The following is a 25,503-nucleotide window of genomic DNA, read 5'->3' on the forward strand; positions in this document are numbered from 1 at the left end:
CGGGGGCTCAGGGTCAGGGGGTGGGCTGCGCGGTCCGGGCGAGCAGCCGCTCGAGCCACGCGGCCCGAGCGGCACGGGCGTCGTGGGACAACGGCGCCTGGGGGACCAGGCCGTCGAAGCCGTGGCACCCGCCGGGCCAGACGTGCAGCTCGGCGTCGCCCCCCTCCTGCCAGATGCGGGCGGCGTACTGCACGCACTCGTCGCGGAAGGTCTCCGCGGAGCCGACGTCGACGTAGGCGGGCGGCAGACCGGACAGGCGTGCGGCACGTGCGGCCGCGGCGTAGGCCGGGGTCGTGGGCCCGCCTGCGGCGTCCCCCAGGTAGGCCGCCCAGGCGGTGGCGTTCGCCGTGCGGTCCCAGGTGCCGAGCCCGGCCATCTGGTGGCCGGAGGCCGAGTCGCCCCGGTCGTCGAGCATCGGGCACACGAGGAGCTGCCCGGCGAGCGCGGGCCCGCCGCGGTCGCGCGCGAGGAGGGCGAGAGCGGCCGCCAGGCCGCCTCCCGCGCTGACCCCGGTGACGACGATGCGAGCGCGGTCGAGGCCGAGCTCCCCGGCGTGCCCGGCCAGCCAGGCGAGCACCGCGTAGGCGTCTTCCACGGCGGCCGGGTACGGGTGCTCCGGCGCCAGCCGGTAGTCGACCGAGGCGACGGCGCACGTCTCGGACAGCGCCACGGCCGCGGGGACGTCGTCCGCCACGGTGCCGACCACGAGCCCGCCGCCGTGCAGGTGCAGCAGCACCGGTGCCGGCGCGTCGCCGGGCGGGCGGAGCAGCATGACGGGTACGTCGCCGTCGGGCCCCGGCGCCCGGTGCTCGGAGAGCGACCGGCCGGTCCTGCGGGCGAGCTCGGCGAGGTCGGGCGGGGTGGCCCGCTCTCGCAGGGCGGCGATCTCCTCCGGGAGCAGCGTGGTGACCACGTCGTCGGGCCGGGCGGAGAGGGCCTCGGCCACGGCCGCGTCGAACGGCGGGTGGACGCGGGGTGCTGCTGCCCGCGCGGCCCCTTCGGCGCTCATCCCTTCAGTGCTCCCTGCATGAGCGCGGACACGAACCGCCGCTGGAACACTAGGAACACCAGGAGCGTGGGCGTCAGGATGAGCAGCGACCCGGCGCACAGCAGCGGGATGTCGGTGCCCCACTGCCCCTGGAAGGCCCCCAGGGCGCCCGCCATGGTCCGCCTCGCCGGGTCGTCGACCAGCACCACCGCGAGCAGGAACTGGTTCCACGTCCACAGGAACAGCAGGATGCCCAGAGAGGACAGGGCAGGGATCGACAGCGGCAGGTGGATCCGGGAGAAGAGCTTCCAGGTGCCGGCTCCGTCGATGCGTGCGGCCTCGGACAGCTCCTCGGGCATGGTCACGAAGTGCGCCCGCATCCACATGACGGCGAACGGCATGTAGAGCCCGATCAGCGGCAGGATGATCGCCCATCGCGTGTTCAGCAGCCCCATGTCCCGCATCTGGTAGTACAGCGGCACGATCACGGCCTGGAACGGCAGGGTCAGGCCCACGACGAAGGTCAGGAAGATCGCCCGGTGCCCCGGCGGGCGCAGGTGGCCCAGGGCGAACCCCGCCAGGGTCGCGATGAGCAGCGTGACAGGGACGACGCCGATCTCGATGAGCACGCTCGACCACAGGAGGGCACCCATGTTCGCCGCCGTGAAGGCGTCGACGAAGTTCGACCAGTGCGGATCCTCGGGCCAGGCCAGCCCCGCCGGGTACGTCCCCGGAGGGTGCAGCGCCGTGACGAAGAGGGTGAGGAAGGGCACCACCGTCACGAGCATGAGGACGACGAGCAGGGCGCGCCCGAGGAAGACCTCGCGGCGAGAGACGATCATCAGTCACCTTCCCTGGTGAGCCGCTGGATCGGCAGGACGATCGCGAGCACCAGCAGCATGAACACGACGGCCAGCGCGGATGCCTGGCCCACGTCCCGGCTGAAGAAGCCGAGGTAGTAGATCTCCAGGCCGGGGACGAGCGTCGAGTTCGCCGGTCCGCCCTGGGTCGAGATGTAGACGATGTCGAAGGCGGCCAGGGCGGAGATCACGGTGACCGTGACGGCCACGCCGATCTCCTGGCGCACGCTGGGCAGCGTGACCGCGAAGAACTCGCGGACCGGCCCGGCGCCGTCGATGCGGGCCGCCTCGTACAGCGACGGGTCGATCTTGGTCATGCCCGAGAGGAACAGGAGCATGCACAGACCGAGCGCCACCCAGGCACCGATCACGCCCACCGCCGGCAGCGCCGTGCTGGTGTCCCCGAGCCATGCCCGGGTCACGGAGCCGAGCCCGACGGCGCGCAGCACCTGGTTCACGAGACCGTCCGACGCGAGCAGCCAGGTCCACATGATGCCGGCCGCCACGAGCGGGATGACCTGGGGGAGGAACAGCACCGTGCGGGACACGAGCGCGAGCCTGCTCGCGGCGAGCTTGCGGATGGTGGCGGCCGTCAGCAGGCCGAGCGCCACGGGGACGAAGCTGAAGTAGACGATCAGCTCGAGCGCGTTGACGATGGACCCGAGCATCTCCGGGTTCTCCGCCAGGCGGGCGTAGTTGCCCAGCCCCACCCACGTGGAGGAGGTGACGCCGTTCCAGTCGTAGAACGAGTACTGGACGGTGAGCGCGAGCGGGCGCAGCACGAACATCGCGTACGCGGCAGCGGCGGGTACCACGAGCCCCAGGCCGACCCAGCCGTGGCGCAGGCGCCGCGCGCGGATGGCGCGGCGCCTGGCCTCGGTGCTGGTCGCGGGCTCCTCGACGGCACGCCGCCGACCGGGGGTGCCGGTCGTCGGAGCCTGCACCATCAGCGGCCGATCTCCCTCTCGTAGTCGGCCTGGACCGCGGTCAGGAGGCCGGCGCCGTCCTGCTCGCCGGCCACCAGCTTCTGCAGGTTCGGCGTCCAGCTCTTGGCATAGATGGCGCCGGTGGCGTTCGCGATGAACTCCATCGAGCCGTTGGCCTCACCGATCGTGGCGCCGGCAGCCAGCGTCTGCGCGGTCACCGTGTCCTCCCCGACCTCGGGCATGAAGGCGTCCGCCGGACCCATGGGGTGCGACCCCCCGACCTCGACCGCGATGGTGCGTGCCTGGTCGTCGGTGGCCACCCAGTCGAGGAAGAACGCGGCGCACTCGGGGTGCTCGGCCCGGGCCGAGATGCCGTACGTCAGGGGCGCCGACATGGCGCCGACCTGGCCGCCCTCCTCGAGCGGCGGGACGAGGAAGAACCCGACCTTGCCGGGCATCTGCTTGTCGAGGTTCCCGGACTCCCAGTCCCCGTTGAACATGAACAGGCTCTTGCCCTCGAGGAAGCGGCTCATCATCATCGAGTAGTCGAGCGAGTTCACGTCGTCGGCGAAGTAGCCGTTCTCGACCCACCGCTGCAGGTGCTCCGCCGCCTTGACGTTGTCCGGCGTGTCGATGCGGGCGCCGGGCTGCTGGAACGTCCACGCGTTGATCTCGGACGGGTCGCCGTAGGACGCCATCAGGCCCTGCAGCGGGAAGGCGAAGCCACCGGTGGCGCCGCCGTTGAACTGGGCGATCGGCGTGATGCCGGCGTCCTTCGCCCTCTGGAGCACCTCGTCCAGCTCGGCGAGCGTGGCGGGCGGCTGGGTCATGCCGATCTGGTCGGCGAGCTCCTTGTTGTAGAAGACGCCGGTCATCGAGAAGTTCAGGCCCATCGCGTACAGGGGGCCGTTGCCGCGCCTGCCGTCGTCGTCGACCCGCATCTGCTCGAGCTGCGAGGCCGGCCACTCGTCCCAGCCGAAGGTCTCGGCCGCGGCGTCGAGGTCGTAGAGCAGGCCGTCCGCGGCCAGCTCCGACACCTGGGGGAGGCGCATGAGGTCGGGCGGGTTGTCGGCCAGCACGCGGGGGGCGTTCTGCGTGATGACGGCGAACTGGTCCTCGCGGACGTCGAAGGTCACGTTGGGGTGCTGCTTGGTGAACTCCTCGAACAGGGCGGCCGAGAGCGGGAACCCCGTCTCGACGTAGGCGCTGAGGGTCACGTCCTCGGTGCCGCACGACATGTCGCCGGAAGCGCTCGTCGCTGCGGTGCCCGAGCCGCCCTCCGCGGTGGACGTGCCCGGCGCGCTGCACGCGGTGGCGGCGAGGAGGCTTGCGAGCCCGAGCGACGCGACGACCGCGACGCGAGGGCTTCCACTGGTACGAGACAACGGTGTCTCCTTCTCTCGTCGAGAGCTGGTCCGCACGGCAGATCCAGCGCTAAATCGTGTTAGCATCCACATCGTCGCCAGGCGCGGACACGGTTGTCAAGGCGGGCCCGGTCACGGATCGATCACGTCGCGCGGCGCGGGCGACGCGCTGCCGCAACCGCCGGGCCACCAGCGGCACAAGAGGCGGCGAGGGTGCCACCAGGCCCCCATAGGATCCGTGCGACGGGTCGGCACGAGCCGGCGAGCACCGACGGGAGGTCAGGGTGAACCGCAGGCGGACGACGCTCGCGGACGTCGCGCGCGCCGCGGGCGTCTCCTCGACCACCGCGTCCCTCGTGCTCTCCGGCCGCGGGGCCGAGCTCCGCATCTCGGAGGCCGTGCAGGACCGGGTACGGGCCGCGTCCAGCGAGCTGGGCTACCGCCCCAACATCGTGTCGATCGGCCTGCGCAAGGGGACCACCCGCACCCTCGGCCTGGTGTCGGACACGGTGGCCACCGGCCAGATGGCCGGAGACATGATCAAGGGGGCCATCGAGGCGGCTCGCGAACGGGGGTTCATGCTGTTCATCGGCGAGACCGAGGGGGACCCGGCCGCCGAGAGCGCGCTCCTGGAGGCGATGCAGGACCGCCAGGTCGACGGCATCCTGCTCACCTCGATGTTCACCCGGGCGCGGGCGGTGCCCAAGCAGCTCGACCGGATCCCCACCGTGCTCCTCAACACGCTGCCGTCCTCCCCGACGCGGTACCCCGCCGTCGTCCCCGACGAGGTCGAGGCGGGACGGGCGGCGGCCCGGCTGCTGCTGGAGGCGGGCCACCGCTCGATCCACCTCGTCGGGGCCGGGCCAGGCCCCGACGACGTCGCTCCGGACACCGTCGCCGGCGTCGAACGGCTGGCGGGCATCCGCGAGGTGCTGCACGAGGCGGGGCTCCAGCCCGCCTCGGCGCACATGTGCGACGACTGGGTCCCGCCGCAGGGGTTCGCCGCCGCCCAGGAGGTTCTCGCCGTGGACCCCTCTCCCGGGGCCATCGTCTGCTTCAACGACCGCCTCGCGTTCGGCGTCTACCAGGCGCTGGGGGAGGCGGGCCTCAGGATCCCGGACGACGTCTCCATCGTCTCGTTCGACGACTACCCCATGGCGCAGTGGCTCAGGCCAGGGGTGTCCTCGTTCGCGATCCCTCACGAGCAGCTCGGGCGCCGCGCCATCGAGCTGCTGATCGCGCAGGTCACCGGGAAGCCCGCGGACGCGCCCGAGGACGGAGTCGTCCACCGGCTCGCCCTGCCTCTGCACGCCCGTGGGTCGATCGCACCCGTCCTCGCCGGCGCCTGACCGCGCCCGCCGCCCACGCCCGGCTGCCCGGCCCTGCCTGCCCGGCGCTGCCCGGAGGCGCCGGCTCCCCGTGGCGGCGGTCCCGCTACCAGGGGTGCCGGACTCCTACACTCGGTCGCATGGCCGAGCCCGTGACCGTCAGCGTCCGTGCGGCCACCCGCACCCACGGCACCGTCGAGGTGCTCGAGGAGACCTCGTTCGACGTGGGCCCCGGACGCGCCGCCGTCGTGGTGGGCCCCAACGGCTCCGGCAAGACGACGCTGCTGCGGCTCGTCGCCGGGGCCGACCTGCCCACGCGCGGGACCGTCGAGACCCTCGGAGCGCCCGCCGCCGAGACGCGGCAGACCCGGCGCGACGAGCTCGCGCTGCTGCTCGGCGGGCTGCCCACCTACCCCGACCTCACCGTGGCGGAGCACCTCACCCTGGTGGCCGCCGCGTGGGGTCCGCGGCACGTGCTCGGCCGCACCCCCGCGCCCGGCGTCGACGAGGCGCTCGCGGACGCCGGCCTCACCCGGGTCCGCGACCAGTACCCCGGCGAGCTGTCCTCGGGGGAGACCCAGATGTTCGCGCTCGCGTGCACCCTGTACCGGCCGGGCGCTCTGGTGATCGTGGACGAGCCCGAGCAGCGGCTCGACGCCGGCTGGCGGCGGCGGTGCCGCGACCTGCTGCTCGCCGCGCTGGACGCGGGCCGCACCCTCGTCGTCGCCACGCACGACCACGACCTGCGCGCAGCGCTCACGTCGGTGGGGCCGGACGGGCAGGCGCGAGGCGTCGAGGTGGCGCTCGCCGCGCCGCAGCGATGAGCGGGGCGTCGCAGGGCGTCCCGGCCGCGGGCACCGCCTCCCCGCTCCGCGGTGCCGCCGGCCCTGCGGGAGGGCGGGCGTATCGCGCCTGGCGTCGGCACCTGCTGCGGCGACGGGCCGACGCGGGCGCCGAGGGCTGGGGCGGCAGTGCGTACGTCGTGTACGTCGCCGTGCTGCTCGGGGCGATGTACGGGTCGATGGCGTGGTCGTTCCTGGCCTCGTTCGGCATGGGCCAGGCGTCGGCGGCCTGGCCGGTGCAGCGGCTGGCGCTGCTCGCGCTCGGCGCCGCAGCGGTGGCTGCCGTGGTGGCGGTCCGGGCGGGGGTGCCGCTGTGGGTGACGGGCCGTGAGGCGGTCCACACGCTGGGCGGCCAGTTCCGGCCGGGGGTGGTGCTGCGGGGGCGGGCGCTGGCGCTGCTCGGAGGGACCGTGACGGTCGGCGCGCTCGTCACGGCCGCCGCGGCCGCCGGGGGCGGATCGGCTCGCGAGGTGGTGCTGTGGGCTGCCGCGGGCGGACTGACGGCCCCCGCGGCGCTGGCCGTGGGAGCAGCCGCACAGGTCGCCGTCTGGCGGCGTGAGGCCACGGTGCTCGCGTCGGTGCTGCTGGCGGTCGGTGTCGCCGCAGCGACCGCGCCGCGGCCCGTGCCGCTGATCGCCTGCGCCCGGGTCGCGACCGGTGAGCCCGTCCCGTGCTCCGACCCCGGCCCGGGCGTCGCCGGTCTGGTGCTCGCGGCCGTCACGGCCGCCGTGAGCTGCTGGGTGGTGCTGCGGACGGTGCCCGCCCGGCTCGACGTCGACGACGTCGCCGCGCGCGGCGCCCGCTTCCGGGCGGCGGGCGAAGGGCTGGGCACGGGCGACGCGCTGGCCGTCTCCCGCGCCGTCGGCGTGCGGCCACGGGGACCGCGCCGCGTGTGGGACGCCGGCAGACCGCTCGCGCTCCTCACCCGAGCGCCGGTGCTGGCCCGGGACCTCCTCGGGCTGCGCCGTCGGCCCTGGACCACCGCGACGGCGACCGCCGCCGGTATCACGGGCTCGTTCCTCCTGCTCGCGGTTCCCGAGACGGCGGGCACGGTGGTCGGCGCCGTCCTGCTGTACGTGGCCGTGTGCGGGGTGGCCGGTGGGCTGGCAGCGTTCTCCCGGCAGCCGGTGCCCGGAGGGCTGTTCCCCGGCAGCGCCGCCAGGGTGCACGGCGCACACCTTCTCGCCCCGGCGCTGGTGGCTGCGCTCGCCATCGTGACGGGGGCCGTGCTCGCCGCCGTCGCCACGGTGCTCCGCGACCCCGCACCACGGGCGGACGCGACGCTCGTGGTCGCCCTCGCGGCGCTCACGGTGACGGTCCGGGCCTGGGTGCTGAGCAGCACCGTGGTGCCTGCCGCGCTGTTCACGCCCGTGGCGTCACCCCTGGGAGACCTGTCGGTGGTCACCGTGTTGGCGTACCACCTGCGCGGGTGGCTCGTGGTCTCCGGGGCGGCATGGTTGGCCGCGACGGCGGAGGGCGACGCCGCATGGGGTCCGACGGCGGTGGTGGCGGTGCTGTTCGGGTGGTCGGCCGCGCGGAAGGCCGGGCAGGTCCGGGAGTGACGCCCCCCGGTTCCGTTCGCGCCAGCGGCGACCCCGGGCCCTGGACCGCGACCTAGCGTCGGAGCCACGGCGGCTGACGAGGGCCGCCCTGGGCGAAGGAGTCCGACATGGAGAGGCTGACCAAGGCGGCCGTCGCGACGGGCGGGGCGGCGGTGCTGCTGCTCGGCGGTGCGGGGACCGTGGCGTACTGGACGGCGCAGGGCACGGCGAGCGAGGACGCGCTGAGCTCGGGCACGTTCGACCTGGCCGACGGGACCTGCGGCGGGTGGACGTACCTGGACGACGGGGAAGACGGTGGCGAACCCGTGACGGCGGTGGTGCCGGGAGACTCGGTCACCACCACGTGCACCTTCGAGGTCACCGCGACCGGCGACCACGTCGGCATCGGGGCCGTGACCGTGACCGACCCGCAGTGGACCGCGGAGAACGGGCTGGCGACCCAGCTCGGTGACGCGGAGGTGGTGAGCACGACGCTCGACGGCGTGCCGTTCACCGGGCCGGTGAGCGCCGCGACCGGAAACGAGGTGGACGTCCGGCTGGCCGTGACGTTCGACGGCCCGGGGGCCACCAACGAGTCCCAAGGGCTGACGGCCGCGCTCGACACCATCTCCGTCACGCTGGAGCAGGCGCCCGTCCCGGGCCCGGCGGCACCGTGACATGAGCGCAGCGAGCGTCGTGGTGGTGCGCAGAGCCCTGGCGGCGGCCGTGGTGGCCGTCGCCGGGTTCGCGCTCCTGGCCGGCGTCCTCGTGCCCCGCCTCGCCGGAGCGACCCCGTACACGGTGCTGAGCCCCTCGATGGAGCCCCGCTACCCGGTCGGGACGCTCGTGGTCGTGCGCCCCACCGACGACGTCCGCACCGGCGACGTCATCACCTACCAGCTCCGGTCCGGAGAGGCCCACGTGGTGACCCACCGGGTGGTCGCCGTGGGCGCCACGACCACCGGCGAGCCGCGGTACGTCACGCGCGGCGACGCGAACGAGGCCGCCGACCGCGAGCCGGTGCGGCCCGTGCAGGTGCGTGGCGAGGTCTGGTACCACGTGCCGTGGCTCGGGCGGGTGTCGGCCCTCATGACGGGCAGCCAGCGGCACCACGCCGCGATCGGCGTCGGTGCCGGGCTGCTGGCGTACGCGGCGTGGCAGGCGTTCCAGGGCCTGCACGAGCGGCACGCGCGGCACGACCCGCACGAGCCGGTCGTGGCTGGCAGGACGGTGTGAGGGGGGCGAGCATGGGACTGGCACGGGCACGGGCACGGGCACGGGTGCTGGCGCCGGGACGCCAGCACAGCGCCCGGCGGGTGCTGCTGGTCGGCGCCCTGGCCGCCGGGCTGGTGGCCGGCGGGGGAGTCGCCTGGGCGGCGTGGACGGCCACCGGCGTCGCGGCCGGGCCGGAGGCGCTCACGTCCGGGACGCTCCGGATGAGCGTCGACGGGTCCCTCGACCTCACGGTCACGCCTGCGTGGCCAGGCTCCGGGAGCGCCGGTGCCGTCACGGTGACCAACACGGGCGACGCCTCGTTCACCCTGACCGCCGCACCGGCCGCCTCCGGGACCCTGGCTCCCTATGTCCTGACGGCGGTCGGGTACGGCGCCGTCGCCAGCGGCACCGCCTGCACCGGAGGGAGCAGCACCCCGCCCCTGCTGGGCCCCGCGGAGGCGGTGACGGTGTGCGTCGCGGCGCGCCTGGCCCCCGCGACCCCCAGCGCCCTGCAGGGAGGCAGCGCCGACGTCTCCGTCCGGCTCGACGCCGCCCAGAGCGGAGAGGGTCTGCCATGAGGACTGTCGCCACGCGGGCGCACGGACCACGAGCGCTCGCCACGTTCGCCGCCGGTTTCTGCGCGGCGTTCCTCGGCCTCACTGCGATCGCCACCGCCCCACCGGCCCGTGCCTACTGGAGCGACTCGCAGACCGTCTCGGCGGGCACGATCACCGCGGGCACCGTGCCGGCCCCCGAGCTGGACTGCCAGGGGATCTCCATCGGGCGCACCACCTTCACCTGGACCGCGGTGCCGGACGTGACCGCCTACGAGTTCCACCACGGCCCTGACGGCGCCTCCGCCGACCTGCTGCCCGCCTCGACCACCTCCGCCACCCGGTCCGGGCTCGTCGAGACCGGTGACGCCTGGGTCAACGCTCGACGCGACTTCGGCCAGGTCACCTGGGCGTCCGCGCCGTCGGGCACCGCGAGCTACGCCGTCTACCTCCTGGCGCTCGGCCTGTGCCAGGCTCCCGGCGACTACGTGCCCGGGCCGTGGCCCTACCCCGGGTCGCCGTAGGCGGTCAGACGACGGCACCCCCGCCGCCACGAGGGCGACGGGGGTACCGTCGGTGCAGTTCAGAGCCGCACGGCGCCAGCCGTGGGCTCCGACGCTCACACGTCGTAGTAGAGCTCGAACTCGTGCGGGGTCGGGCGCAGGCGCACGGGGTCGATCTCGTTGGCGCGCTTGTAGTCGATCCAGGTCGAGATCAGGTCCTCGGAGAACACGTCGCCCTGCGTGAGGAACTCGTGGTCGGCCTCGAGGTTGTTCAGCGTCTCGTCGAGCGAGCCGGGCACCTGGGCGATCTGCGCGTGCTCCTCCGGGGGCAGCTCGTACAGGTCCTTGTCCACCGGCGCCGGGGGCTCGATGCGGTTCTTCACGCCGTCGATGCCGGCGAGCAGCATCGCGGAGAAGGCCAGGTACGGGTTGCTCGACGGGTCCGGCACGCGGAACTCGACGCGCTTGGCCTTCGGCGAGGAACCGGTGACCGGGATGCGGATGCAGGCCGAGCGGTTGCGGGCCGAGTAGACCAGGTTCACCGGGGCCTCGTAGCCGGGCACGAGGCGGCGGAACGAGTTCACCGACGGGTTGGTGAAGGCCAGCAGCGACGGGGCGTGCTTGAGCAGACCACCGATGTACCAGCGGGCGATGTCCGAGAGGCCGCCGTAGCCCTTCTCGTCGTAGAACAGCGGGTCGCCGTTCAGCCACAGCGACTGGTGCGAGTGCATGCCCGAGCCGTTGTCGCCGAAGATCGGCTTCGGCATGAAGGTGACCGACTTGCCCGCGTTGAAGCCGACGTTGCGGATGACGTACTTGAACTTCATCAGGTCGTCGGCCGCGTGCAGCAGCGTGTTGAAGCGGTAGTTGATCTCCTGCTGGCCGGCGGTGCCCACCTCGTGGTGCGCGCGCTCGACGTCCAGGCCCACCTGGCCGAGGGTGGCGACCATGTCGTCACGCAGGTCGGCGAAGCGGTCGGACGGCGAGGTGGGGAAGTAGCCACCCTTGTAGCGCGTCTTGTAGCCGAGGTTGCCACCCTCCTCGTCGCGGCCCGTGTTCCAGGCGGCCTCGACCGAGTCGATGGAGTAGTAGCTCTCGTGCTGGTTGGTGATGAACTTGACGTCGTCGAAGACGTAGAACTCGGCCTCGGGGGCGAAGTAGGCGGTGTCCGCGATGCCGGTCGACGCGAGGTAGGCCTCGGCCTTGGCGGCGATGTTGCGCGGGTCGCGCGAGTAGGGCTCGTCCGTGAACGGGTCCACGATCGAGAAGTTCATGACCAGCGTCTTGCGCTTGCGGAACGGGTCGATGAAGGCGGTCTTCACGTCCGGCACGAGCTTCATGTCGGACTCGTGGATGGCCTGGAAGCCACGGATCGACGACCCGTCGAACATCAGGCCGTCGGTGAACGAGTCCTCGCTGAACTGTGACACCGGGATGTTGAAGTGCTGCATCACGCCCGGCAGGTCGATGAACCGGACATCGATGAACTCCACCCCTTCGTTGCGGGTGAAGGCGATGGCCTCCTCGGCGTTGTTGAACATCCATGCTCCCTTGTGGTTCGGTGCGGGGCGCCCAGTGCCGACGAGGTGCCGGCGTTCAGCGGCAGCCCGAACCTAGGCCGCCGCCGTTACTCGCGCGTGCCGCTGGTGTTTCGTCCGTGTAACCCAGGTGCTCCCAGTGTGAGGGGCGGTGTCGTGGGGCCGCAGGGCGGAGGGTCTTCACCCCTTGGAGATGGACGTGCGGTCTCGCGGTGTGAGACCCGCCGGGGCGGGTGGCCGCGCCGCTTAGCCTGGTGCGGTGGCATCACGCGAAGATCTCGGTTCATGGCTCGACGGCGGGGCCTCGGCCTCCGGCGACGGCGGCAGCCGGCTCGGGCTGCCCGCCGAGGGCAGCGGCTCGATGGCGCCCCTCGGGCGGCGCGTGATCGCCCTGTGCGTCGACTGGGCCGCCGCCCTGGGCGTGGCCGCGCTGTTCGTGCGCGGCAACGAGTTCTTGCCGCTGGCCGTGCTCGCGGTGATGAACGTGGTGCTCGTCGGCTCCATCGGCTGCACGATCGGCCACCGCCTGCTGGGCCTGCGGGTGCGGGTGCTCGGTGCACCGGGCCGCGGCGCCGCCGAGGTGCCGTTCGTCGGTTTCGGGCGTGCTCTGGTGCGCACCGTGCTGCTGTGCCTGGTGATCCCCGCGGTGGTGTGGGACGGCGACGGCCGGGGCCTGCACGACCGTGCGGCCGGCACGGTGATCACGCGGCGCTGAGCGCCGTCGGAACGGGACCGGATCCCGCTCGCCCTGGCGCCAGTCCTTGGCCGCTGCGCAGCGGTACCGCGACGGCTGCCGAGGGCGGACGACGAAGGACGGGACGACGAAGGGCCGGACACCGCGGGGTCCGGCCCTTCGTCCAACAGCCCGTCAGCGGCCGCGCATGCCCTTGCGGTCGGGGCGCGCCTTGAACGGGTCGATGCCCTTGGGCACCGGCAGGCGGTTGGCGCCCAGCGCCTTGAGCCGCTTGCTCACCTCGGCCGCCTCGGGCCGCGTCAGGGTGCGCTTGAGCCGCGAGACCTGGCGGGCCACCTTGGTCAGCGGGACCTGGCCCTCCTCGCGCCCCACCTGGATGAGGGTGATCGGCACGTTCGGCAGCACGCGCGCCACGCGCTTGCGCTCGTCCTCCAGCAGGCGGCCGACACGATGCGCCGGCCCCTCCGAGACGAGCACGACCCCCGCGCGACCCACGCCGCGGAACACGAAGTCCTGCGTGCGGGCGTTGACCGCCACGGGCTCGTCGTCGAACACCCAGCCGCCGCGCACCGTGCCCAGCGCGGCGCGCGCAGCACCCGGCTGGCCCTCGATCTGCGTGTAGGCGGCACGCTCGGCGCGCCGCGTCAGGGTGAACATGCCACCGAGGAACGCGAACGGCAGCGCGACGATCATCACGTACCAGAACGCGTCGGTCAGCAGGCCCACGACGGTGCCCAGCAGCAGGATGCCGACGAAGACGCCGACGATCAGCCAGGTCACCGACGGGTCCTGGCGCCGCGTCATCTGGTACGCGGCCCAGACCTGGTGGTACCAGCGCTGCTTCTTCGGCTTCTTCTGCTTCGGCGTGGCGTCCGAGGACGCGTTCGAGGTGCGGGCCATGGGTCCAGATCCTAGTGGTGGGCGGTGCGGCCTCGGGCCGCGGGGTACGTGCTCAGCGGGCGAGGAGGCTCGTGGCCTCCTGGCGCGACGTCGTCGGTTCGGCGAGGTGGGCGAGCGCCTCCGGCACCTGCATGCCGCGCTTGGTCATGGCCTGGCCCCACAGCCGCCCGGCGCGGTACGAGGAACGCACGAGCGGGCCGGCCATCACACCGAGGAAGCCGGTCTCCTCTGCGAACGCCGAGAGCTCGACGAACTCCTCGGGGCGCACCCAGCGGTCCACGGGGTGGTGCCGCAGGGAAGGGCGCAGGTACTGCGTGATGGTCACGAGGTCGCAGCCCGCCTCGTGCAGGTCGACGAGCGCCTCCTTGGCCTCGTCGATCGTCTCTCCCATGCCGAGGATGAGGTTCGACTTGGTCACCAGACCGGCCTCGCGGGCCCGCGTGAGCACCGACAGGGAACGCTCGTAGCGGAAGCCGGGCCGGATCTGGCGGAAGATGCGCGGCACCGTCTCCAGGTTGTGCGCCAGCACCTCGGGACGCGACTCGTTGACGACGTCCAGCAGCTCCGGGATGGCGTTGAAGTCCGGGATGAGCAGCTCCACGCCGGTGGACGGGTTCAGCGCGTGGATCTGGCGCACCGTCTCGGCGTACAGCCAGGCGCCGCCGTCGGCCAGGTCGTCGCGGGCCACGCCCGTGACGGTCGAGTACTTCAGGCCCATCGACCGCACCGACTCGGCGACACGGCGCGGCTCGTCGGCGTCGAAGTCCGCCGGCTTGCCCGTGTCGATCTGGCAGAAGTCGCAGCGGCGGGTGCACTGGTCACCACCGATGAGGAACGTGGCCTCCCGGTCCTCCCAGCACTCGAAGATGTTGGGACACCCGGCCTCCTCGCACACCGTGTGCAGGCCCTCGCCCTTGACCAGGCCCTTGAGCTCCTTGTACTCCGGGCCCATCACGGCCCGGGTCTTGATCCACTCGGGCTTCTTCTCGATGGGCGTGGCGGAGTTGCGAGCCTCGATGCGCAGCATGCGGCGGCCCTCGGGTGCGATGGTCACGGTGGGTCCCCTCGTGATGTCTCCGCGAGGTCGGCTCCTTCGCGGACCTGGTCAGCCTACGACGGTGGCGGCGGGCGTCCGGCCCGTCCCGGGGTGCTGCTCGGGTGCTGGACGCGTGACGTGACTCACGAGGGGGCCGAGCCTGCTGACGAGGGCGTCGGCGAGCAGCGGCCGGACCTCCGCCACGGTGACGTCGCGGCCCAGCTCGGCGGACAAGGAGGTGACGTCGGCGTCGTCGATCCCGCACGGGACGATGAGGTCGAACGCAGCGAGGTCCGGGTCGCAGTTGAGAGCGAGGCCGTGCATCGTGACGCCGCGCGCCACGCGTGCCCCGATGGCGCAGATCTTGCGCTCGCGCCGCGGCGGCGCGCCCCCGGGGCCCGTGCTCTCGTCGGCAGGGAGCCACACGCCGCTGCGTCCCTCGACGCGCACGGTGCGCACGCCCAGGCGCGCGCACACGTCCATGACGGCGGCCTCCAGCGTGCGCACGTACTCCACGACGTCGACGGGGGAGACCAGTCGGGTGATCGGGTAGGCCACGAGCTGCCCCGGGCCGTGCCACGTGATCTTGCCGCCACGGTCGACGTCGACCACCCGCGTGCCGTCCGTGGGGTACTCGTCCCGGCGGGTGCGCCGCCCCGCCGTGTACACGCTCGCGTGCTCGAGCAGGTAGGCGACCGCACCACGCTCGCCCGCCGAGACGGCGGCGTGCGTGCGCCGCTGCAGGTCCCAGCCGTCGTGGTAGTCCACGTGGCCGGGCAGGTGCTCGATCTCGAGGTGTCCCAGCGTCGCCACGAGACCCAACCTACCCCCGGCTCAGGCGGAGCAGGAGCCGGGGGAAGGTCGCGGGCCGTCGCCCTGCCCGATGCCTGCCCGATGCCTGCCCGATGCTCTGCCCGGTGGCACGGCACGGCGGGCGCCCGGTCAGCGGTGCGGGAGAGGCTCGGCCGGGCAGCTGTTCAGCACGGCGGCGAGCGCCTCGTGCTCCGCGGGGGTCACGGACAGGCCGTACGCGCGCTTGACCGCGACCTGCCGTGCCGCGTACTGGCACCGGTAGCCGGTCGACGCGGGCAGCCAGCCGGAGGCGTCGCGGGCGTCCTTCACGGCGACCGCGGCGCTGCTGGCGGCCAGGAGGTTCAGCGGGTCCGCGGCGAGCCGCTCCCGGCGCGCCTGGTCCCACCGGGCGGCGCCCGAGCGCCACGCGTCCTCCAGGGACACCACGTGGTCCACCTGCACGGCGGCGTGCAGCGTGCCCGGGTCGAGCTCGACCTCGTGGTTCGTGTACGGGTCCTGCAGCAGGCCACCCACGACGGTGCAGGCACCGTCGGCGCGCACGACGTCGCGCAGGTCGCGCGCGAGCACCTCGTCGCGCGTGTCGCACCCGTCCCCGTCGACGTCGGCCCAGCCGGTGCCGAACGCTGCGGGGGAGTAGCCCCCCGGCGTGGTGCCGGCGCCGCGCACGGCCAGCCCCTCGAGCACGGTGAGCGCGCTGCCCTCGAGGGGCGGAGGCGCGAGCCGGTGCTGGTCGAGGCCCGCGGTGCCGAAGACGAGGCCCGCGGCGGCCAGGATCATGGCCCAGCGCAGCACGGCACGGCCGGGGATCCGTAGCGCGCGCAGGCGCGACGGGAGATGAGGAAGAGGGCGCGCGACGACGTCGTGCTCCAGGACCGCCAAGGGGGAGGCTCCGATCCGGGCTGTGCGCGCGAGGGGCGCACCGGGACGAGAAGAGTCGGTGCACATTCTGGCAGGACTGGACGAAACGTCAAGACCGCCCCAAACCGGACATCCGCGCGCGTTCGGTGCCCGTGCTCCGTCGCCGAGGGGGCACCATGGGCGCATGGCTGGAGCACTGCGTGTCGCGATCGTCGGTTACGGAGGGTCGGGGCGTGGCATCCATGCCCGGCTCGCCAAGGAGGCCGGGCTGGTGGTCACCGCGGTGGTCACCCGCGACGCGGGCCGGCGCCAGCAGGCGGCGTCCGACTGGCCCGGCACCAGGCTGCACGACGACGTGGACGCGCTGCTGCGCTCCGGCGGCGGCTACGACGTCGTCGTGGTGACCAGCCCCACCGGCCTGCACGCCGAGCACGCCGCACGCCTGGCCCGCGCCGGGGTCCCGTTCGTGCTCGACAAGCCCATCGGCGTCGACGCCCGCGAGGCGCGCGCCGTGGTCGCGGCGGCGGCCGCCGCCGACACCCCCTTCACCGTGTTCCACAACCGCCGCTGGGACCCGGAGCAGCGCACGCTCGCCGCGCTGCTGGCCACCGGCGAGCTCGGCGCCGTGCACACGTTCGAGCGCCGCTGGGAACGCTGGCGGCCCACCCCGCAGCAGCGCTGGAAGGAGAACGACCTCGCGGCGGGCGGCCTGCTGCTCGACCTCGGACCGCACCTGGTCGACTCCGCCACGCAGCTGTTCGGCCCCGTCACGAGCGTCTGGGCGCAGACCCGGAACCTCACCACGCCCACCGAGGACGACGTGCTCCTGGTGCTCGAGCACCAGGCCGGCGGAGGCGTCGCCGCGTCACCCGACCCGGTGGTCTCGCGGCTGTGGGCGGGATCCGTGGTCGGCGCACCCGGCCCGCGCACCCGTGTGCTCGGCCGTTCCGGCTCCTACCTGGTCACCAGCTACGAGCAGGACGCCTCGCCGTTCGAGGTGCTCGACGCCGACGCACCGGGCGGCACGCTCGGCTGGCTCGCCCGAGGGCGGGAGCGCACGCCCGTGCCGCAGGCTCCGGGCGGCCACGCCGACTTCTACCGGGCGCTCGTGGACTGGCTCCGGGGCGACGGACCGGTCCCCGTGGACCCGGCCGACGCGGTGCGCACCGCCGAGGTGCTCGACGCCGCACGTGTCGCCGCACGCGAGCGGCGCACGGTCGCCGTCTGAGGCGAGCCTGTGGACGACGTGCCCGGGGCCTGCCCCGGGCACGGTGAGATAGGGGCGTGCCTGACGCCCTCCACGACCCCGCCCCACCGACCGGGTCAGCCCCCGCTGCTGAGCCTGCCACCGGTCCGGGACCAGGCCCCGCGTCCCGTGCGGTGGTGGTGCCGGTGCCGGCCGACGCCGCCGAGCGCGGCCGGCTGACCGACAGGGTCTCGACGTTGCACGGTCTCCGGCACGCCCACCTCGTCCCGGTGGTCGAGGTCGGCTCGGTGCGGCCGGGCGCCCTCGACGTCGTGCACGGACCGGGAGAGGCCGCCGACCTGCCGGCGGTCCTGGCGGTCCGAGGACGCCTCGCACCGGCTGAGGCCGCTGCCGTGAGCGTCTGCGTCGCTCAGGCCCTGGCTGCCCTCCACTCCGCCGGCCTGGTGCACGGCCCGCTCGAGCCGGGCGACGTCGTGCTGCGGGCCGACGGCACGCCCGCGCTGCGCGCGTGCCCGGCGCTGCCCCCGGCCGAGTGGACCGCCGCAGAGGACGTGCGCTCGCTCGCGCGCCTCGTCGACGCGCTCGTGGGGTCCCGGGACCCGTCCGCCGCGCCGGCCGGGACGACCCCCGGTGCACCGGACCCGCTGGCCGACCCGGGCGGTGCCCTGCGTGCGGCCATCGCGCCCGCGCTCGTGGCGGACCCTCGACGGCGCCCCGAGGCCGGCACCCTCGCGGCGCTCGCGCACGCCGCGTGCGAGCCGGCGCCCGTGCGGCTCCCCGATCCCGGCGCGCTGGCCGCGGCGGCCCTCGTCGCCGGCCGTCGTGCCGTGCTGCCCGGCGCGGAGCGTCGCCGACGCCCAGCATCCCTCCCCGCCGCGCGCGCCGGCAGGCGGTCACGGCCAGGTGCCCGACGGCGGCAGGCTGACAGCGCCGCGCAGGCACCGGCTGCCGTGGGGCGGGCGGCCCGCCGCAGCACCTCTCGCACGGGGCGCGGCCGGACCCGGGTGCTGTTCGGCGGGGACCCAGCACGGGTCGTGCTGACCGTCGCCGGGGTCGCGCTGGTGGTGGGGGCGGTGACCGGAGCGGTGCTCGGGCTGCGCGGCCCCTCGCCCGTGACCACCGCAGCCGTGCACGCGACGGACGCCCAGACCGGCCCGGCCGACGGGACGGCGGTGGGCGACGTGCCCGGTCCGCGCGGCACGGACCCGGTGGCCGACAGGCGGGACCCGGAGGGTGCGGCGGCCGCGCTCACGCAGCGCCGGCTCGACCTCCTCGCGGGCACCGTGACGGACGTGGCGGCGGTGGCCTTGGCAGGCTCCGCGGCGCACGCCGCCGACACGGCGCTGCTCGCCTCCCTCGACGCGAGCAGCCCGCGGCCGCTGGGGCCGCGCGCCACCGTGGTCGAGGCCCTCCGTGTGCCGGGCGCCGAGGAGGCGGACGAGGCCGACGGTGATGGCGATGGCGATGGCGATGGCGATGGTGAGGGTGAGTCAGGCGAGGGCGGTGGGGGAGCCGTGGGCGTCCGCGTCGTCTACGTCATCGAGGAGCACGTCCAGGTGGGGCCGGACGACCGGCGGACGACCGTGCCGCGCTCGGCCCCGCACACGACCACGCTCGTGCTGCGCTGGACCGACGCCGGTTGGCGGGTCTCCGACGTGCGGTGAGGGCAGCTCCCGCGCACCGAGGGCCGGAACGTGCCTCGTGCCCGCCGTGCCCGCCGTGCCCGCCGTGCCCGCCGTGCCCACCGTGCCCACCGTCCGGGTGCGCCGGGCACGGTGGGCACGGCGGAACTGGCGGAGGCGCCGACGACGGAGCCCCGTCCGCACCAGGTGCGGACGGGGCTCCGTCGTGCTGTGCCAGGTGGCGTCAGAGGCCGACCTCGGCCTCGAACGCGCCCTCCTCGATGCGGGCCTTGACCGCGGTGAGGAAGCGCGCGGCGTCCGCACCGTCGACCAGGCGGTGGTCGTAGGAGAGGAACAGGTACGCGAACTGGCGGATGGCGATGGTCTCCTCGCCGTCCGGGCCCGTGACCACGGCCGGCTTCTTGGTGATGGTGCCGGTGCCGAGGATCGCGACCTGGCCGACCGGCACGATCGGCGTGTCGATCAGCGCGCCACCGGAGCCGGTGTTGGTGATGGTGAAGGTGGCACCCGACAGCTCGTCCGGGCCGACCTTGTTGGCGCGGGTACGAGCACCCAGGTCGCCGATCTGGCGGGCCAGACCGGCCAGGTTGAGGTCGCCGGCGTTCTTGATGACCGGCACCACCAGGCCGCGCTCGGTGTCGACGGCGATGCCGACGTTCTCCGAGTCGTGGTAGGTGATCTCACCCTTCTCGGGGTCGATCGAGGCGTTGATCTTCGGGAACGCCTTGAGCGCCTCGACGGCGGCCAGGGTGTAGAAGGGCAGGAAGGTGAGGTTCGCACCCTCGCGGGCCTTGAACGACTCCTTGGCCTTCGCCCGCAGCTTGGCCACGCGGGTGACGTCCACCTCCACGACCGTGGTGAGCTGCGCCTGCGTGTGCAGGGCCTCGACCATGCGCTCCGCGACGATCTTGCGCAGGCGCGACATCTTCTCCGTCGTGCCGCGCAGCGGCGACGGCTGCGGGATGGTCGGCGTCTTCGGCGCCTGACCGGACGGTGCGGCAGCCGGGGCCTGCGCGGCGGCCGGAGCCGGAGCAGCAGACTTCTCGGCCGCGGCGAGCACGTCCTCCTTGCGGATGCGTCCGCCGACGCCGGTGCCGGTGACCGTGGACAGGTCCACGCCCTTCTCGGCGGCGAGCTTGCGCACGAGCGGCGTCAGGTACGACTTGCCACCCTCCGCAGCCGGGGCCGGGGCCGCCGGTGCGGGCTGGGCCGGGGCGGGCTCGGGCGCCTTCTGCGGCTCCGGAGCCTTCTCGGCCGCGGGCGCCGGAGCGGGCTCAGGTGCCTTCTCCGGCTCGGGGGCCGGGGTGCCTACGGGCTCGGGGGTGGGGGCCTCGGCAGCAGCCGGGGCGGCGGCGCCGGAGCCGACGATCGCCAGCACCGCACCGACCTCGACCGTGTCGTCCTCGTTGACGAGGATCTGCTGCACGGTGCCGGCGACGGGCGAGGGGATCTCGGTGTCGACCTTGTCGGTGGAGACCTCGAGGAGCGCCTCGTCGACCTCGACGGTGTCGCCGACCTGCTTGAGCCAGCGGGTGACGGTGCCCTCGGTGACGGACTCGCCCAGCGCGGGCAGGGTCACCTCGGTGCCGTCGCCGCCGGAGGCGTCAGGCTGCGCGGGCTGGGGGCTCTCCTGCGAGGCCTCCGGGCCGGGGGCTGCCTCGGCGGCCGGCTCCTCAGCGGGCTTGGGCGTGGCCTCCTGCTCGGCGGCGGGCTCGGGGGCGTCGTCCGCGGCGGGGGCGTCGGAGGACGCCCCGGCACCGGAGCCGTCGCCGATGACGGCCAGGGTGGCGCCGACCTCGACGGTCTCGTCCTCCTCGGCCAGGATCTGCTCGAGGACGCCCGCGACGGGCGAGGGGATCTCGGTGTCGACCTTGTCGGTGGAGACCTCGAGCAGCGGCTCGTCGACCTCGACGGTGTCGCCGACCTGCTTGAGCCAGCGGGTGACGGTGCCCTCGGTGACGGACTCGCCCAGGGCGGGCAGCTGCACGTTCTCAGACATGACCTGTGGGGTCTCCTTCGATCGATCGGTCAGGCGCGTCGCAGGCCTGGTGCACGAAGGCACTGCGAGTCATCTTGTCACTACCATCGTCGCCGCCCCAATCCGCCCGGCCGCACACCTCTGTGACGCTGGGTACACGGATCACCCCGGGGACGGTCAGACCATGCGCTGCCAGGCTACCGGGCCGGGCCTGGACGCGCCGGGGTACGGTCGCGGCATGGTGGCCGAGGAGGACCCGTGGTCCGAGGTGTCGGAGGCGTGGGCGGCGTCCTGGGGCGGCATGGCGCGCCCCGTGTGGGACCCGCTGCTGCGGGCCGCGGGCGTGGGGCCGGGCGTGCGTGTGCTCGACGTCGGCTGCGGCAGCGGTGAGCTGCTGGCCCACCTCGCCGACGTCGGCGCGGTGGCGGCCGGCGCGGACCCGGCGGCGGGGATGGTGCGGCTCGCCCGCCGCGCCGCACCGGGTGCCGACGTGCGCCGCGCCGCCTTCGAGGACCTGCCCTTCCCCGACGACGCGGTGGACGTCGTCGTGGCGGTCAACGCGCTGACCCTGACGTCCGACCCTCGTGAGGCCCTCGCGGAGGCCGTGCGGGTCGTGGTGCCGGGCGGCGCTGTCGCCGTCGCCGGCTGGGCCGAGCGCGCCCGCAACGACCTCGACGTCGTCGAGCGTGCGGTGGCGCGGGCGTGGGACGAGGAGCTGCCCGAGGACGGCCCGCTGCGCGTGGCCGGCGGGCTCGAGGCGCTGCTCGCCGACGCGGGGCTCGACGTCGTCGGCTCCGGGGTCGTGCCCGTGCCGTGGCAGGTGCACGACGACGCCGCGCTGGTCGCCGCCGTCCTCCTCGGGGAGGACGAGGCGACCCAGGAGCGCCTGGCCCCGGTCGTGACCGGGGCGGCCGAGCCGTTCCGCACCGCCGCCGGCGGCTACCGGCTCGTCAACGCGTTCCGCTGGGCGGTCGCGCGCACCCGCGCGTGACCGCCCAGCGGGAGCGGGGCGCGGGTCAGCGCGCCTGCGTCTCCAGGTAGGTCAGCAGGGTGCGCACACCGACGCCGGTGCCTCCGGTGGGCGTGTAGCCGAACGCACCCTTCTCGTTGTACGCCGGACCCGCGATGTCGAGGTGCGCCCACGGCGTCGAGCCCACGAACTCCTTCAGGAACACCGCGGCGAACAGCATGCCGCCCGCCCGGTCGGAGGCGGAGTTCACCATGTCGGCGACCTTGGACTTCAGGCCCGCCTTGAGCTCCTCCGGCATCGGCATCGCCCAGAACGACTCGCCCGCCGCGTCCGCCGCGTCCTTCACGGCGTCGCGCACCTCGTCCGTGCCGAGCACGCCCGAAACACGGTTGCCGAGCGCGATGACCTGCGCGCCGGTCAGGGTGGCGATGTCCAGGACCACGTCGTGGCCGTCCTCCACGGCCGAGACCAGGCCGTCGGCCATGACCAGGCGGCCCTCGGCGTCCGTGTTCGTCACCTCGACCGTCTTGCCGCCACGGATCGTGATGACGTCGCCCGGACGCTGCGCGTTGCCGCCCGGCATGTTCTCCGCCAGGCACAGGTAGCCGGTCACGGCCACGGGCAGGCCCAGGCGGGCGGCGGCCAGCACGGTGTGCAGCACCGCCGCGGCACCCGCCATGTCCGACGTCATCGCCGGCATGCCGGTCGGCGGCTTGAGCGAGATGCCGCCCGTGTCGAACGTGATGCCCTTGCCCACCAGCGCGACCTTCCGCGCAGGCTTCGACGGGGTGTAGGAGAGCTTGACCAGCCGCGGCGGGCGCGCCGAGCCCTGCCCGACCGCCGCGATGCCGCCGTAACCCCCCGCGGCCAGCTGCTTCTCGTCGAGCACGGTCACCTTGACGCCCTTGGCGCCCAGCTCCTTGACCGCGGCCTTCGCCGCGTCGGCGAACGCGGCCGGGAACAGGTCGTTCGGCGGGGTGTTCACCAGGTCGCGGGCACCGTTGACCGCTGCGGCCAGCACCTGTGCGCGGTCGACGGCGGCCTTGGCGGTCGCGGACCGTGCGAACGGCGTCACCAGCTCGACCGACCCCACCGGCGCCTGCTTGGCCGGCACCTCGCCCGTGCGGTAGCGGGTGTAGGAGTACGCGCCCAGCAGGGCGCCCTCGGCCACCGCCGCCACGGCCTCCTCGTCCGCCGTCGGCAGCGCCAGCGCGACCGACGTGGTGCCAGCCAGCTCGCGCACCGCGGCGCCCGCCGCGCGACGCAGGGTCTCCGCGCCGAAGGTGCCGTCTGCGTCCCGCTCGCCCAGGCCCGTCAGCACCAGGACGTCGGCCTTGACGCCGTCGCCCGCGGGGAACCTGCGCACCTCGTCCTTGCTGCCGGAGACGCCCAGGCGCGGGGCGAGCGTCTCGATCTGCCGCACCAGCTCGGCCGGCAGCTGGTCAGCGACGACGGCGACGCCGTCCGACGTGGAGCAGGTGCCGACGACGAGGGCGTCGACCTTCAGGGAGGAGGGGTTCTTGCTGGAGAGAGTGAGGTCAGCCACCCGGCGATGCTATCGCCCGACGCCCGGGCCCACCGATGGACCCGCCCGGCCGCGCGGCCGGTAGTCTCGCCCCCGTGGTCCTGCCCCTCCTGATCCTCGAGGTCGCGCTGTGCCTGGCGCTCGCGGCCTGGGCCCTCGTCTTCGTGGTCCGCGACCGTGCGGTGATCCTCAAGCAGCTGTTCGCCGCCGCGGTGGTGGAGGCGGTGCTGGTGCTGCAGGGCGTGGTGGCGGCCGTCCAGCTCGCCACGACCGGCCACACCGTCGACGGGGCGCTCTTCTGGGGCTACCTCGCGACGGCGCTCGTGCTGCTCCCGATCGCGGCCGCGTGGGCGTTCGCCGAGCGGACGAAGTGGTCCTCGGTGGTGCTCATGGTGGCGGCCCTGACGGTCGGGTTCCTCGACTACCGGCTGTGGCAGATCTGGGGCGCAGCATGACCGGCAAGGGGTTCGGGCGCCTGCTCGTCACCGTGTACGGGATCCTCGCGTTCGCCGCGGTGGGCCGCTCGTCCTACGAGCTGGCCACCAAGTTCTCCGAGGCCCCCGTCGCCTACTCGCTGTCCACCTTCTCCGCCGTGGTGTACGTGGTCGCCACGCTCGCGCTGGCGCGCGGCCACGCCCGCTGGCGGGCCGTGGCGTGGGTCGCGGTGCTCATCGAGGCGGTCGGCGTGGTCACGGTGGGCGCCCTGTCCGTGACCGTCACCGACGCGTTCGGCGAGAGCACCGTGTGGTCCGGGTTCGGCCAGGGTTACGGGTACGTGCCGCTCGTGCTGCCGTTCGTGGGCCTGTGGTGGCTGTGGCGCACCCGCCCGGGCGCACCCTCCGGCGGCGGGACGCCCGTCGCGACCCCGACCGAGAGCGAGGCCTGACCCGTGCGCACGCCGTACCACCTGTTCTTCGACACCGTCTTCCGGCGCATGGACCCCGAGCGCGCGCACGGGCTGGCGTTCCGCTGGATCTCCCTGGCCGGTCGCGTCCCGGTGCTGCGTGACGTCGTCCAGGGGGCGCTGGCGCCCTATCTGGGGCGGGGCGCAGGGGGGCCGGGCAGCGTGGAGACGCTGGGCCGCACGTTCCCTGCCCCGTTCGGGCTGGCCGGCGGCTTCGACAAGGACGCGCGCGCGGTGCGCGGGCTGACCATGCTCGGCTTCGGGTTCGTCGAGATCGGTACCGTGACCCCGCGCCCGCAGCCCGGCAACGAGGCGCCCCGGATGTTCCGGGAGCTGGGTCTGCGCGGCCTGCGCAACCGCATGGGCTTCAACAACGAGGGAGCGCAGGGGGCCTCGGAGCGGCTGCGGGAGCTGCGCTCGACGCCCGCCGGCCGCGCGGTGCGTGTCGGGGTCAACATCGGCAAGAACAAGACGACGCCCGCCGAGCGCGCCGCTGACGACTACGCGGACTGCGCGCGGACGCTCGCCCCGTGGGCCGACTACCTGGTGGTCAACGTCTCCTCGCCCAACACGCCGGGCCTGCGCGACCTGCAGACCACCGAGGAGCTGCGGCCCATCCTGGCCGCCGCGCGTGCCGCGGCCGACGAGGCGACCGCTGCGGCCGGCGCCGCGCGGGTGCCCCTGCTGGTCAAGATCGCCCCTGACCTCGCGGACGAGGACGTCGACGCTGTCGCCGCGCTCGCGCTGGAGCTGGGCCTGGACGGCGTGGCGGCGGTGAACACCACCGTGGGCCACGACCTGGGGCCGGGCGGCCTGTCCGGGCCGCCGCTGCTCGGTCGCGGGCTGGAGGTGGTCACCCGCCTGCGCGCCCGGCTCGGTCCCGCTCCCGTGATCATCGGTGCGGGCGGCGTCACGACGCCTGACGACGCGCGCGCCTACCTGCGCGCGGGCGCGAACCTGGTGCAGGGGTACACGGGGTTCGTGTACGAGGGTCCCTTCTGGGCGGCGCGGATCAACCGGGCGCTCGTGGCCGACGCCCGCCGGACCGGGGCGGGGGCCCGCGGATGAGCACGCCGGCCGGGCGTCCGAGCGGCGTGGTCCGCCCTCAGTGGGAGTGGGTGCTCCTCGACGCCGAGGGCCACGAGCTCGACCGCACCCTGAGCCCGGTGTTCACCACGCAGTACGACGCCGAGGAGTGGCTGGGGGAGCGCTGGCGCGCGCTCGCCGAGGCCGGTGCCGCGGAAGCCCGGCTGATGCACGACGGGCGCCAGGCCACGCCCTCGCTGCCGCTCCGGACGGGCTGACCGGGGCCGGCG

At 74.3% G+C, this 25,503-nt stretch carries 26 protein-coding genes; 15 read left to right on the forward strand and 11 right to left on the reverse strand.

Annotation, left to right across the window (positions count from 1 at the left end; all coding sequences use genetic code 11):
• Window positions 1–13: 13 nt before the first annotated feature.
• Genes DNL40_RS06400 through DNL40_RS06415 form a run of 4 tightly spaced genes read right to left on the reverse strand, consistent with a single transcriptional unit; the run spans window position 14 to window position 4,159 of the window.
• Window positions 14–1,009, reverse strand: coding sequence for an alpha/beta hydrolase (locus tag DNL40_RS06400; RefSeq protein ID WP_111250416.1), 996 nt, complete (start codon window positions 1,007–1,009; stop codon window positions 14–16).
• On the reverse strand, window positions 1,006–1,830 hold the full coding sequence (locus DNL40_RS06405; RefSeq protein ID WP_111250417.1) for a carbohydrate ABC transporter permease: 825 nt from the start codon (window positions 1,828–1,830) through the stop codon (window positions 1,006–1,008). The genes DNL40_RS06400 and DNL40_RS06405 overlap by 4 nt, the downstream gene beginning before the upstream one ends.
• Window positions 1,830–2,795 carry a carbohydrate ABC transporter permease gene (locus DNL40_RS06410; RefSeq protein WP_111250418.1) on the reverse strand — a complete coding sequence of 322 codons (966 nt, stop codon included), beginning with the start codon at window positions 2,793–2,795 and terminating at the stop codon, window positions 1,830–1,832. Before DNL40_RS06410 ends, DNL40_RS06405 begins: the two co-directional genes overlap by 1 nt.
• The gene (locus DNL40_RS06415) at window positions 2,795–4,159 is read right to left on the reverse strand and encodes an ABC transporter substrate-binding protein (RefSeq protein ID WP_111250419.1); all 1,365 of its coding nucleotides are present in this window, start codon (window positions 4,157–4,159) and stop codon (window positions 2,795–2,797) included. The genes DNL40_RS06410 and DNL40_RS06415 overlap by 1 nt, the downstream gene beginning before the upstream one ends.
• Window positions 4,160–4,422: 263 nt before the next feature.
• Between DNL40_RS06415 and DNL40_RS06420 the strand changes: the two genes are divergently transcribed.
• From DNL40_RS06420 to DNL40_RS06450, 7 genes are all read left to right on the forward strand, one after another.
• Window positions 4,423–5,487 carry a LacI family DNA-binding transcriptional regulator gene (locus DNL40_RS06420; RefSeq protein ID WP_111250420.1) on the forward strand — a complete coding sequence of 355 codons (1,065 nt, stop codon included), beginning with the start codon at window positions 4,423–4,425 and terminating at the stop codon, window positions 5,485–5,487.
• A gap of 119 nt (window positions 5,488–5,606) precedes the next feature.
• On the forward strand, window positions 5,607–6,290 hold the full coding sequence (locus tag DNL40_RS06425; protein ID WP_111250421.1) for an ABC transporter ATP-binding protein: 684 nt from the start codon (window positions 5,607–5,609) through the stop codon (window positions 6,288–6,290).
• Entirely contained in the window at window positions 6,287–7,870 is a 1,584-nt protein-coding gene (locus tag DNL40_RS06430; protein ID WP_179950972.1) for a hypothetical protein, read from the forward strand. Before DNL40_RS06425 ends, DNL40_RS06430 begins: the two co-directional genes overlap by 4 nt.
• 107 nt (window positions 7,871–7,977) lie before the next feature.
• Window positions 7,978–8,526, forward strand: a complete 549-nt coding sequence (locus DNL40_RS06435) for an alternate-type signal peptide domain-containing protein (RefSeq protein ID WP_111250423.1) — start codon at window positions 7,978–7,980, stop codon at window positions 8,524–8,526.
• A 1-nt stretch (window position 8,527) separates the two neighbouring features.
• Window positions 8,528–9,085 (forward strand): signal peptidase I, encoded by a 558-nt coding sequence (locus tag DNL40_RS06440; protein WP_111250424.1) that lies wholly within the window; start codon window positions 8,528–8,530, stop codon window positions 9,083–9,085.
• Window positions 9,086–9,096: 11 nt separating this feature from the next.
• Complete coding sequence (locus DNL40_RS06445) at window positions 9,097–9,642, forward strand: hypothetical protein (RefSeq protein WP_146252034.1); 546 nt, start codon at window positions 9,097–9,099, stop codon at window positions 9,640–9,642.
• Window positions 9,639–10,142: a hypothetical protein gene (locus DNL40_RS06450; protein WP_111250426.1), complete on the forward strand. Its 504-nt coding sequence runs from the start codon at window positions 9,639–9,641 to the stop codon at window positions 10,140–10,142. Before DNL40_RS06445 ends, DNL40_RS06450 begins: the two co-directional genes overlap by 4 nt.
• Window positions 10,143–10,237: 95 nt before the next feature.
• Here DNL40_RS06450 and glnA read toward each other — a convergent pair whose 3' ends face one another.
• Window positions 10,238–11,662 carry a type I glutamate--ammonia ligase gene (gene glnA / locus DNL40_RS06455; protein ID WP_111250427.1) on the reverse strand — a complete coding sequence of 475 codons (1,425 nt, stop codon included), beginning with the start codon at window positions 11,660–11,662 and terminating at the stop codon, window positions 10,238–10,240.
• Between the two features lie 256 nt (window positions 11,663–11,918).
• Here glnA and DNL40_RS06460 point away from each other — a divergent pair, with 256 nt between their 5' ends.
• Window positions 11,919–12,374, forward strand: coding sequence for an RDD family protein (locus DNL40_RS06460; RefSeq protein ID WP_111250428.1), 456 nt, complete (start codon window positions 11,919–11,921; stop codon window positions 12,372–12,374).
• Between the two features lie 153 nt (window positions 12,375–12,527).
• Here DNL40_RS06460 and DNL40_RS06465 read toward each other — a convergent pair whose 3' ends face one another.
• The 4 genes from DNL40_RS06465 to DNL40_RS06480 all read right to left on the reverse strand — a co-directional run bounded on the left by DNL40_RS06465 (window position 12,528) and on the right by DNL40_RS06480 (window position 15,981).
• Complete coding sequence (locus DNL40_RS06465; RefSeq protein ID WP_111250429.1) at window positions 12,528–13,253, reverse strand: DUF4191 domain-containing protein; 726 nt, start codon at window positions 13,251–13,253, stop codon at window positions 12,528–12,530.
• 52 nt (window positions 13,254–13,305) lie between these two features.
• Complete coding sequence (gene lipA, locus DNL40_RS06470; protein ID WP_111250430.1) at window positions 13,306–14,307, reverse strand: lipoyl synthase; 1,002 nt, start codon at window positions 14,305–14,307, stop codon at window positions 13,306–13,308.
• A 51-nt stretch (window positions 14,308–14,358) separates the two neighbouring features.
• Entirely contained in the window at window positions 14,359–15,093 is a 735-nt protein-coding gene (lipB, locus tag DNL40_RS06475) for a lipoyl(octanoyl) transferase LipB (protein ID WP_179950989.1), read from the reverse strand.
• 138 nt (window positions 15,094–15,231) lie between these two features.
• Entirely contained in the window at window positions 15,232–15,981 is a 750-nt protein-coding gene (locus tag DNL40_RS06480; RefSeq protein WP_111250432.1) for an HNH endonuclease family protein, read from the reverse strand.
• A 163-nt stretch (window positions 15,982–16,144) separates the two neighbouring features.
• On the opposite strand from DNL40_RS06480, the gene DNL40_RS06485 reads away from it, so the two are divergent.
• Complete coding sequence (locus tag DNL40_RS06485) at window positions 16,145–17,188, forward strand: Gfo/Idh/MocA family protein (protein ID WP_111250433.1); 1,044 nt, start codon at window positions 16,145–16,147, stop codon at window positions 17,186–17,188.
• A gap of 155 nt (window positions 17,189–17,343) precedes the next feature.
• The gene (locus DNL40_RS06490) at window positions 17,344–18,831 is read left to right on the forward strand and encodes a protein kinase family protein (RefSeq protein WP_146252035.1); all 1,488 of its coding nucleotides are present in this window, start codon (window positions 17,344–17,346) and stop codon (window positions 18,829–18,831) included.
• A gap of 202 nt (window positions 18,832–19,033) precedes the next feature.
• Here the strand turns inward: DNL40_RS06490 and sucB are convergent, their stop codons facing one another.
• Window positions 19,034–20,809, reverse strand: coding sequence for a 2-oxoglutarate dehydrogenase, E2 component, dihydrolipoamide succinyltransferase (gene sucB / locus DNL40_RS06495; RefSeq protein WP_111250435.1), 1,776 nt, complete (start codon window positions 20,807–20,809; stop codon window positions 19,034–19,036).
• Between the two features lie 217 nt (window positions 20,810–21,026).
• Here sucB and DNL40_RS06500 point away from each other — a divergent pair, with 217 nt between their 5' ends.
• Window positions 21,027–21,779 (forward strand): class I SAM-dependent methyltransferase, encoded by a 753-nt coding sequence (locus DNL40_RS06500; RefSeq protein WP_111250436.1) that lies wholly within the window; start codon window positions 21,027–21,029, stop codon window positions 21,777–21,779.
• Window positions 21,780–21,804: 25 nt separating this feature from the next.
• Here DNL40_RS06500 and DNL40_RS06505 read toward each other — a convergent pair whose 3' ends face one another.
• On the reverse strand, window positions 21,805–23,304 hold the full coding sequence (locus DNL40_RS06505) for a leucyl aminopeptidase (protein WP_111250437.1): 1,500 nt from the start codon (window positions 23,302–23,304) through the stop codon (window positions 21,805–21,807).
• Between the two features lie 74 nt (window positions 23,305–23,378).
• On the opposite strand from DNL40_RS06505, the gene DNL40_RS06510 reads away from it, so the two are divergent.
• Genes DNL40_RS06510 through DNL40_RS06525 form a run of 4 tightly spaced genes read left to right on the forward strand, consistent with a single transcriptional unit; the run spans window position 23,379 to window position 25,491 of the window.
• Window positions 23,379–23,738 (forward strand): hypothetical protein, encoded by a 360-nt coding sequence (locus DNL40_RS06510; protein WP_111250438.1) that lies wholly within the window; start codon window positions 23,379–23,381, stop codon window positions 23,736–23,738.
• Window positions 23,735–24,169 carry a hypothetical protein gene (locus DNL40_RS06515; RefSeq protein WP_111250439.1) on the forward strand — a complete coding sequence of 145 codons (435 nt, stop codon included), beginning with the start codon at window positions 23,735–23,737 and terminating at the stop codon, window positions 24,167–24,169. Before DNL40_RS06510 ends, DNL40_RS06515 begins: the two co-directional genes overlap by 4 nt.
• 3 nt (window positions 24,170–24,172) lie before the next feature.
• Window positions 24,173–25,255: a quinone-dependent dihydroorotate dehydrogenase gene (locus DNL40_RS06520; protein WP_111250440.1), complete on the forward strand. Its 1,083-nt coding sequence runs from the start codon at window positions 24,173–24,175 to the stop codon at window positions 25,253–25,255.
• Window positions 25,252–25,491 carry a hypothetical protein gene (locus DNL40_RS06525; protein ID WP_111250441.1) on the forward strand — a complete coding sequence of 80 codons (240 nt, stop codon included), beginning with the start codon at window positions 25,252–25,254 and terminating at the stop codon, window positions 25,489–25,491. The genes DNL40_RS06520 and DNL40_RS06525 overlap by 4 nt, the downstream gene beginning before the upstream one ends.
• Window positions 25,492–25,503: the final 12 nt, after the last annotated feature.

The sequence above is a fragment of the Xylanimonas oleitrophica genome, from assembly GCF_003244315.1.
GTDB classification, from domain to species: domain Bacteria; phylum Actinomycetota; class Actinomycetes; order Actinomycetales; family Cellulomonadaceae; genus Xylanimonas_A; species Xylanimonas_A oleitrophica.

What these genes read in the sequence shown, in the direction of transcription:
- DNL40_RS06400 (WP_111250416.1), bottom strand. Translation starts at nt 1,009, where the DNA reads ATGAGCGCCGAAGGGGCCGCGCGGGCAGCAGCACCCCGCGTCCACCCG.
- DNL40_RS06405 (WP_111250417.1), bottom strand. Translation starts at nt 1,830, where the DNA reads ATGATCGTCTCTCGCCGCGAGGTCTTCCTCGGGCGCGCCCTGCTCGTC.
- DNL40_RS06410 (WP_111250418.1), bottom strand. Translation starts at nt 2,795, where the DNA reads ATGGTGCAGGCTCCGACGACCGGCACCCCCGGTCGGCGGCGTGCCGTC.
- DNL40_RS06425 (WP_111250421.1), top strand. Translation starts at nt 5,607, where the DNA reads ATGGCCGAGCCCGTGACCGTCAGCGTCCGTGCGGCCACCCGCACCCAC.
- DNL40_RS06430 (WP_179950972.1), top strand. Translation starts at nt 6,287, where the DNA reads ATGAGCGGGGCGTCGCAGGGCGTCCCGGCCGCGGGCACCGCCTCCCCG.
- DNL40_RS06435 (WP_111250423.1), top strand. Translation starts at nt 7,978, where the DNA reads ATGGAGAGGCTGACCAAGGCGGCCGTCGCGACGGGCGGGGCGGCGGTG.
- DNL40_RS06440 (WP_111250424.1), top strand. Translation starts at nt 8,528, where the DNA reads ATGAGCGCAGCGAGCGTCGTGGTGGTGCGCAGAGCCCTGGCGGCGGCC.
- DNL40_RS06445 (WP_146252034.1), top strand. Translation starts at nt 9,097, where the DNA reads ATGGGACTGGCACGGGCACGGGCACGGGCACGGGTGCTGGCGCCGGGA.
- DNL40_RS06450 (WP_111250426.1), top strand. Translation starts at nt 9,639, where the DNA reads ATGAGGACTGTCGCCACGCGGGCGCACGGACCACGAGCGCTCGCCACG.
- glnA (WP_111250427.1), bottom strand. Translation starts at nt 11,662, where the DNA reads ATGTTCAACAACGCCGAGGAGGCCATCGCCTTCACCCGCAACGAAGGG.
- DNL40_RS06465 (WP_111250429.1), bottom strand. Translation starts at nt 13,253, where the DNA reads ATGGCCCGCACCTCGAACGCGTCCTCGGACGCCACGCCGAAGCAGAAG.
- DNL40_RS06485 (WP_111250433.1), top strand. Translation starts at nt 16,145, where the DNA reads ATGGCTGGAGCACTGCGTGTCGCGATCGTCGGTTACGGAGGGTCGGGG.
- sucB (WP_111250435.1), bottom strand. Translation starts at nt 20,809, where the DNA reads ATGTCTGAGAACGTGCAGCTGCCCGCCCTGGGCGAGTCCGTCACCGAG.
- DNL40_RS06500 (WP_111250436.1), top strand. Translation starts at nt 21,027, where the DNA reads ATGGTGGCCGAGGAGGACCCGTGGTCCGAGGTGTCGGAGGCGTGGGCG.
- DNL40_RS06515 (WP_111250439.1), top strand. Translation starts at nt 23,735, where the DNA reads ATGACCGGCAAGGGGTTCGGGCGCCTGCTCGTCACCGTGTACGGGATC.
- DNL40_RS06525 (WP_111250441.1), top strand. Translation starts at nt 25,252, where the DNA reads ATGAGCACGCCGGCCGGGCGTCCGAGCGGCGTGGTCCGCCCTCAGTGG.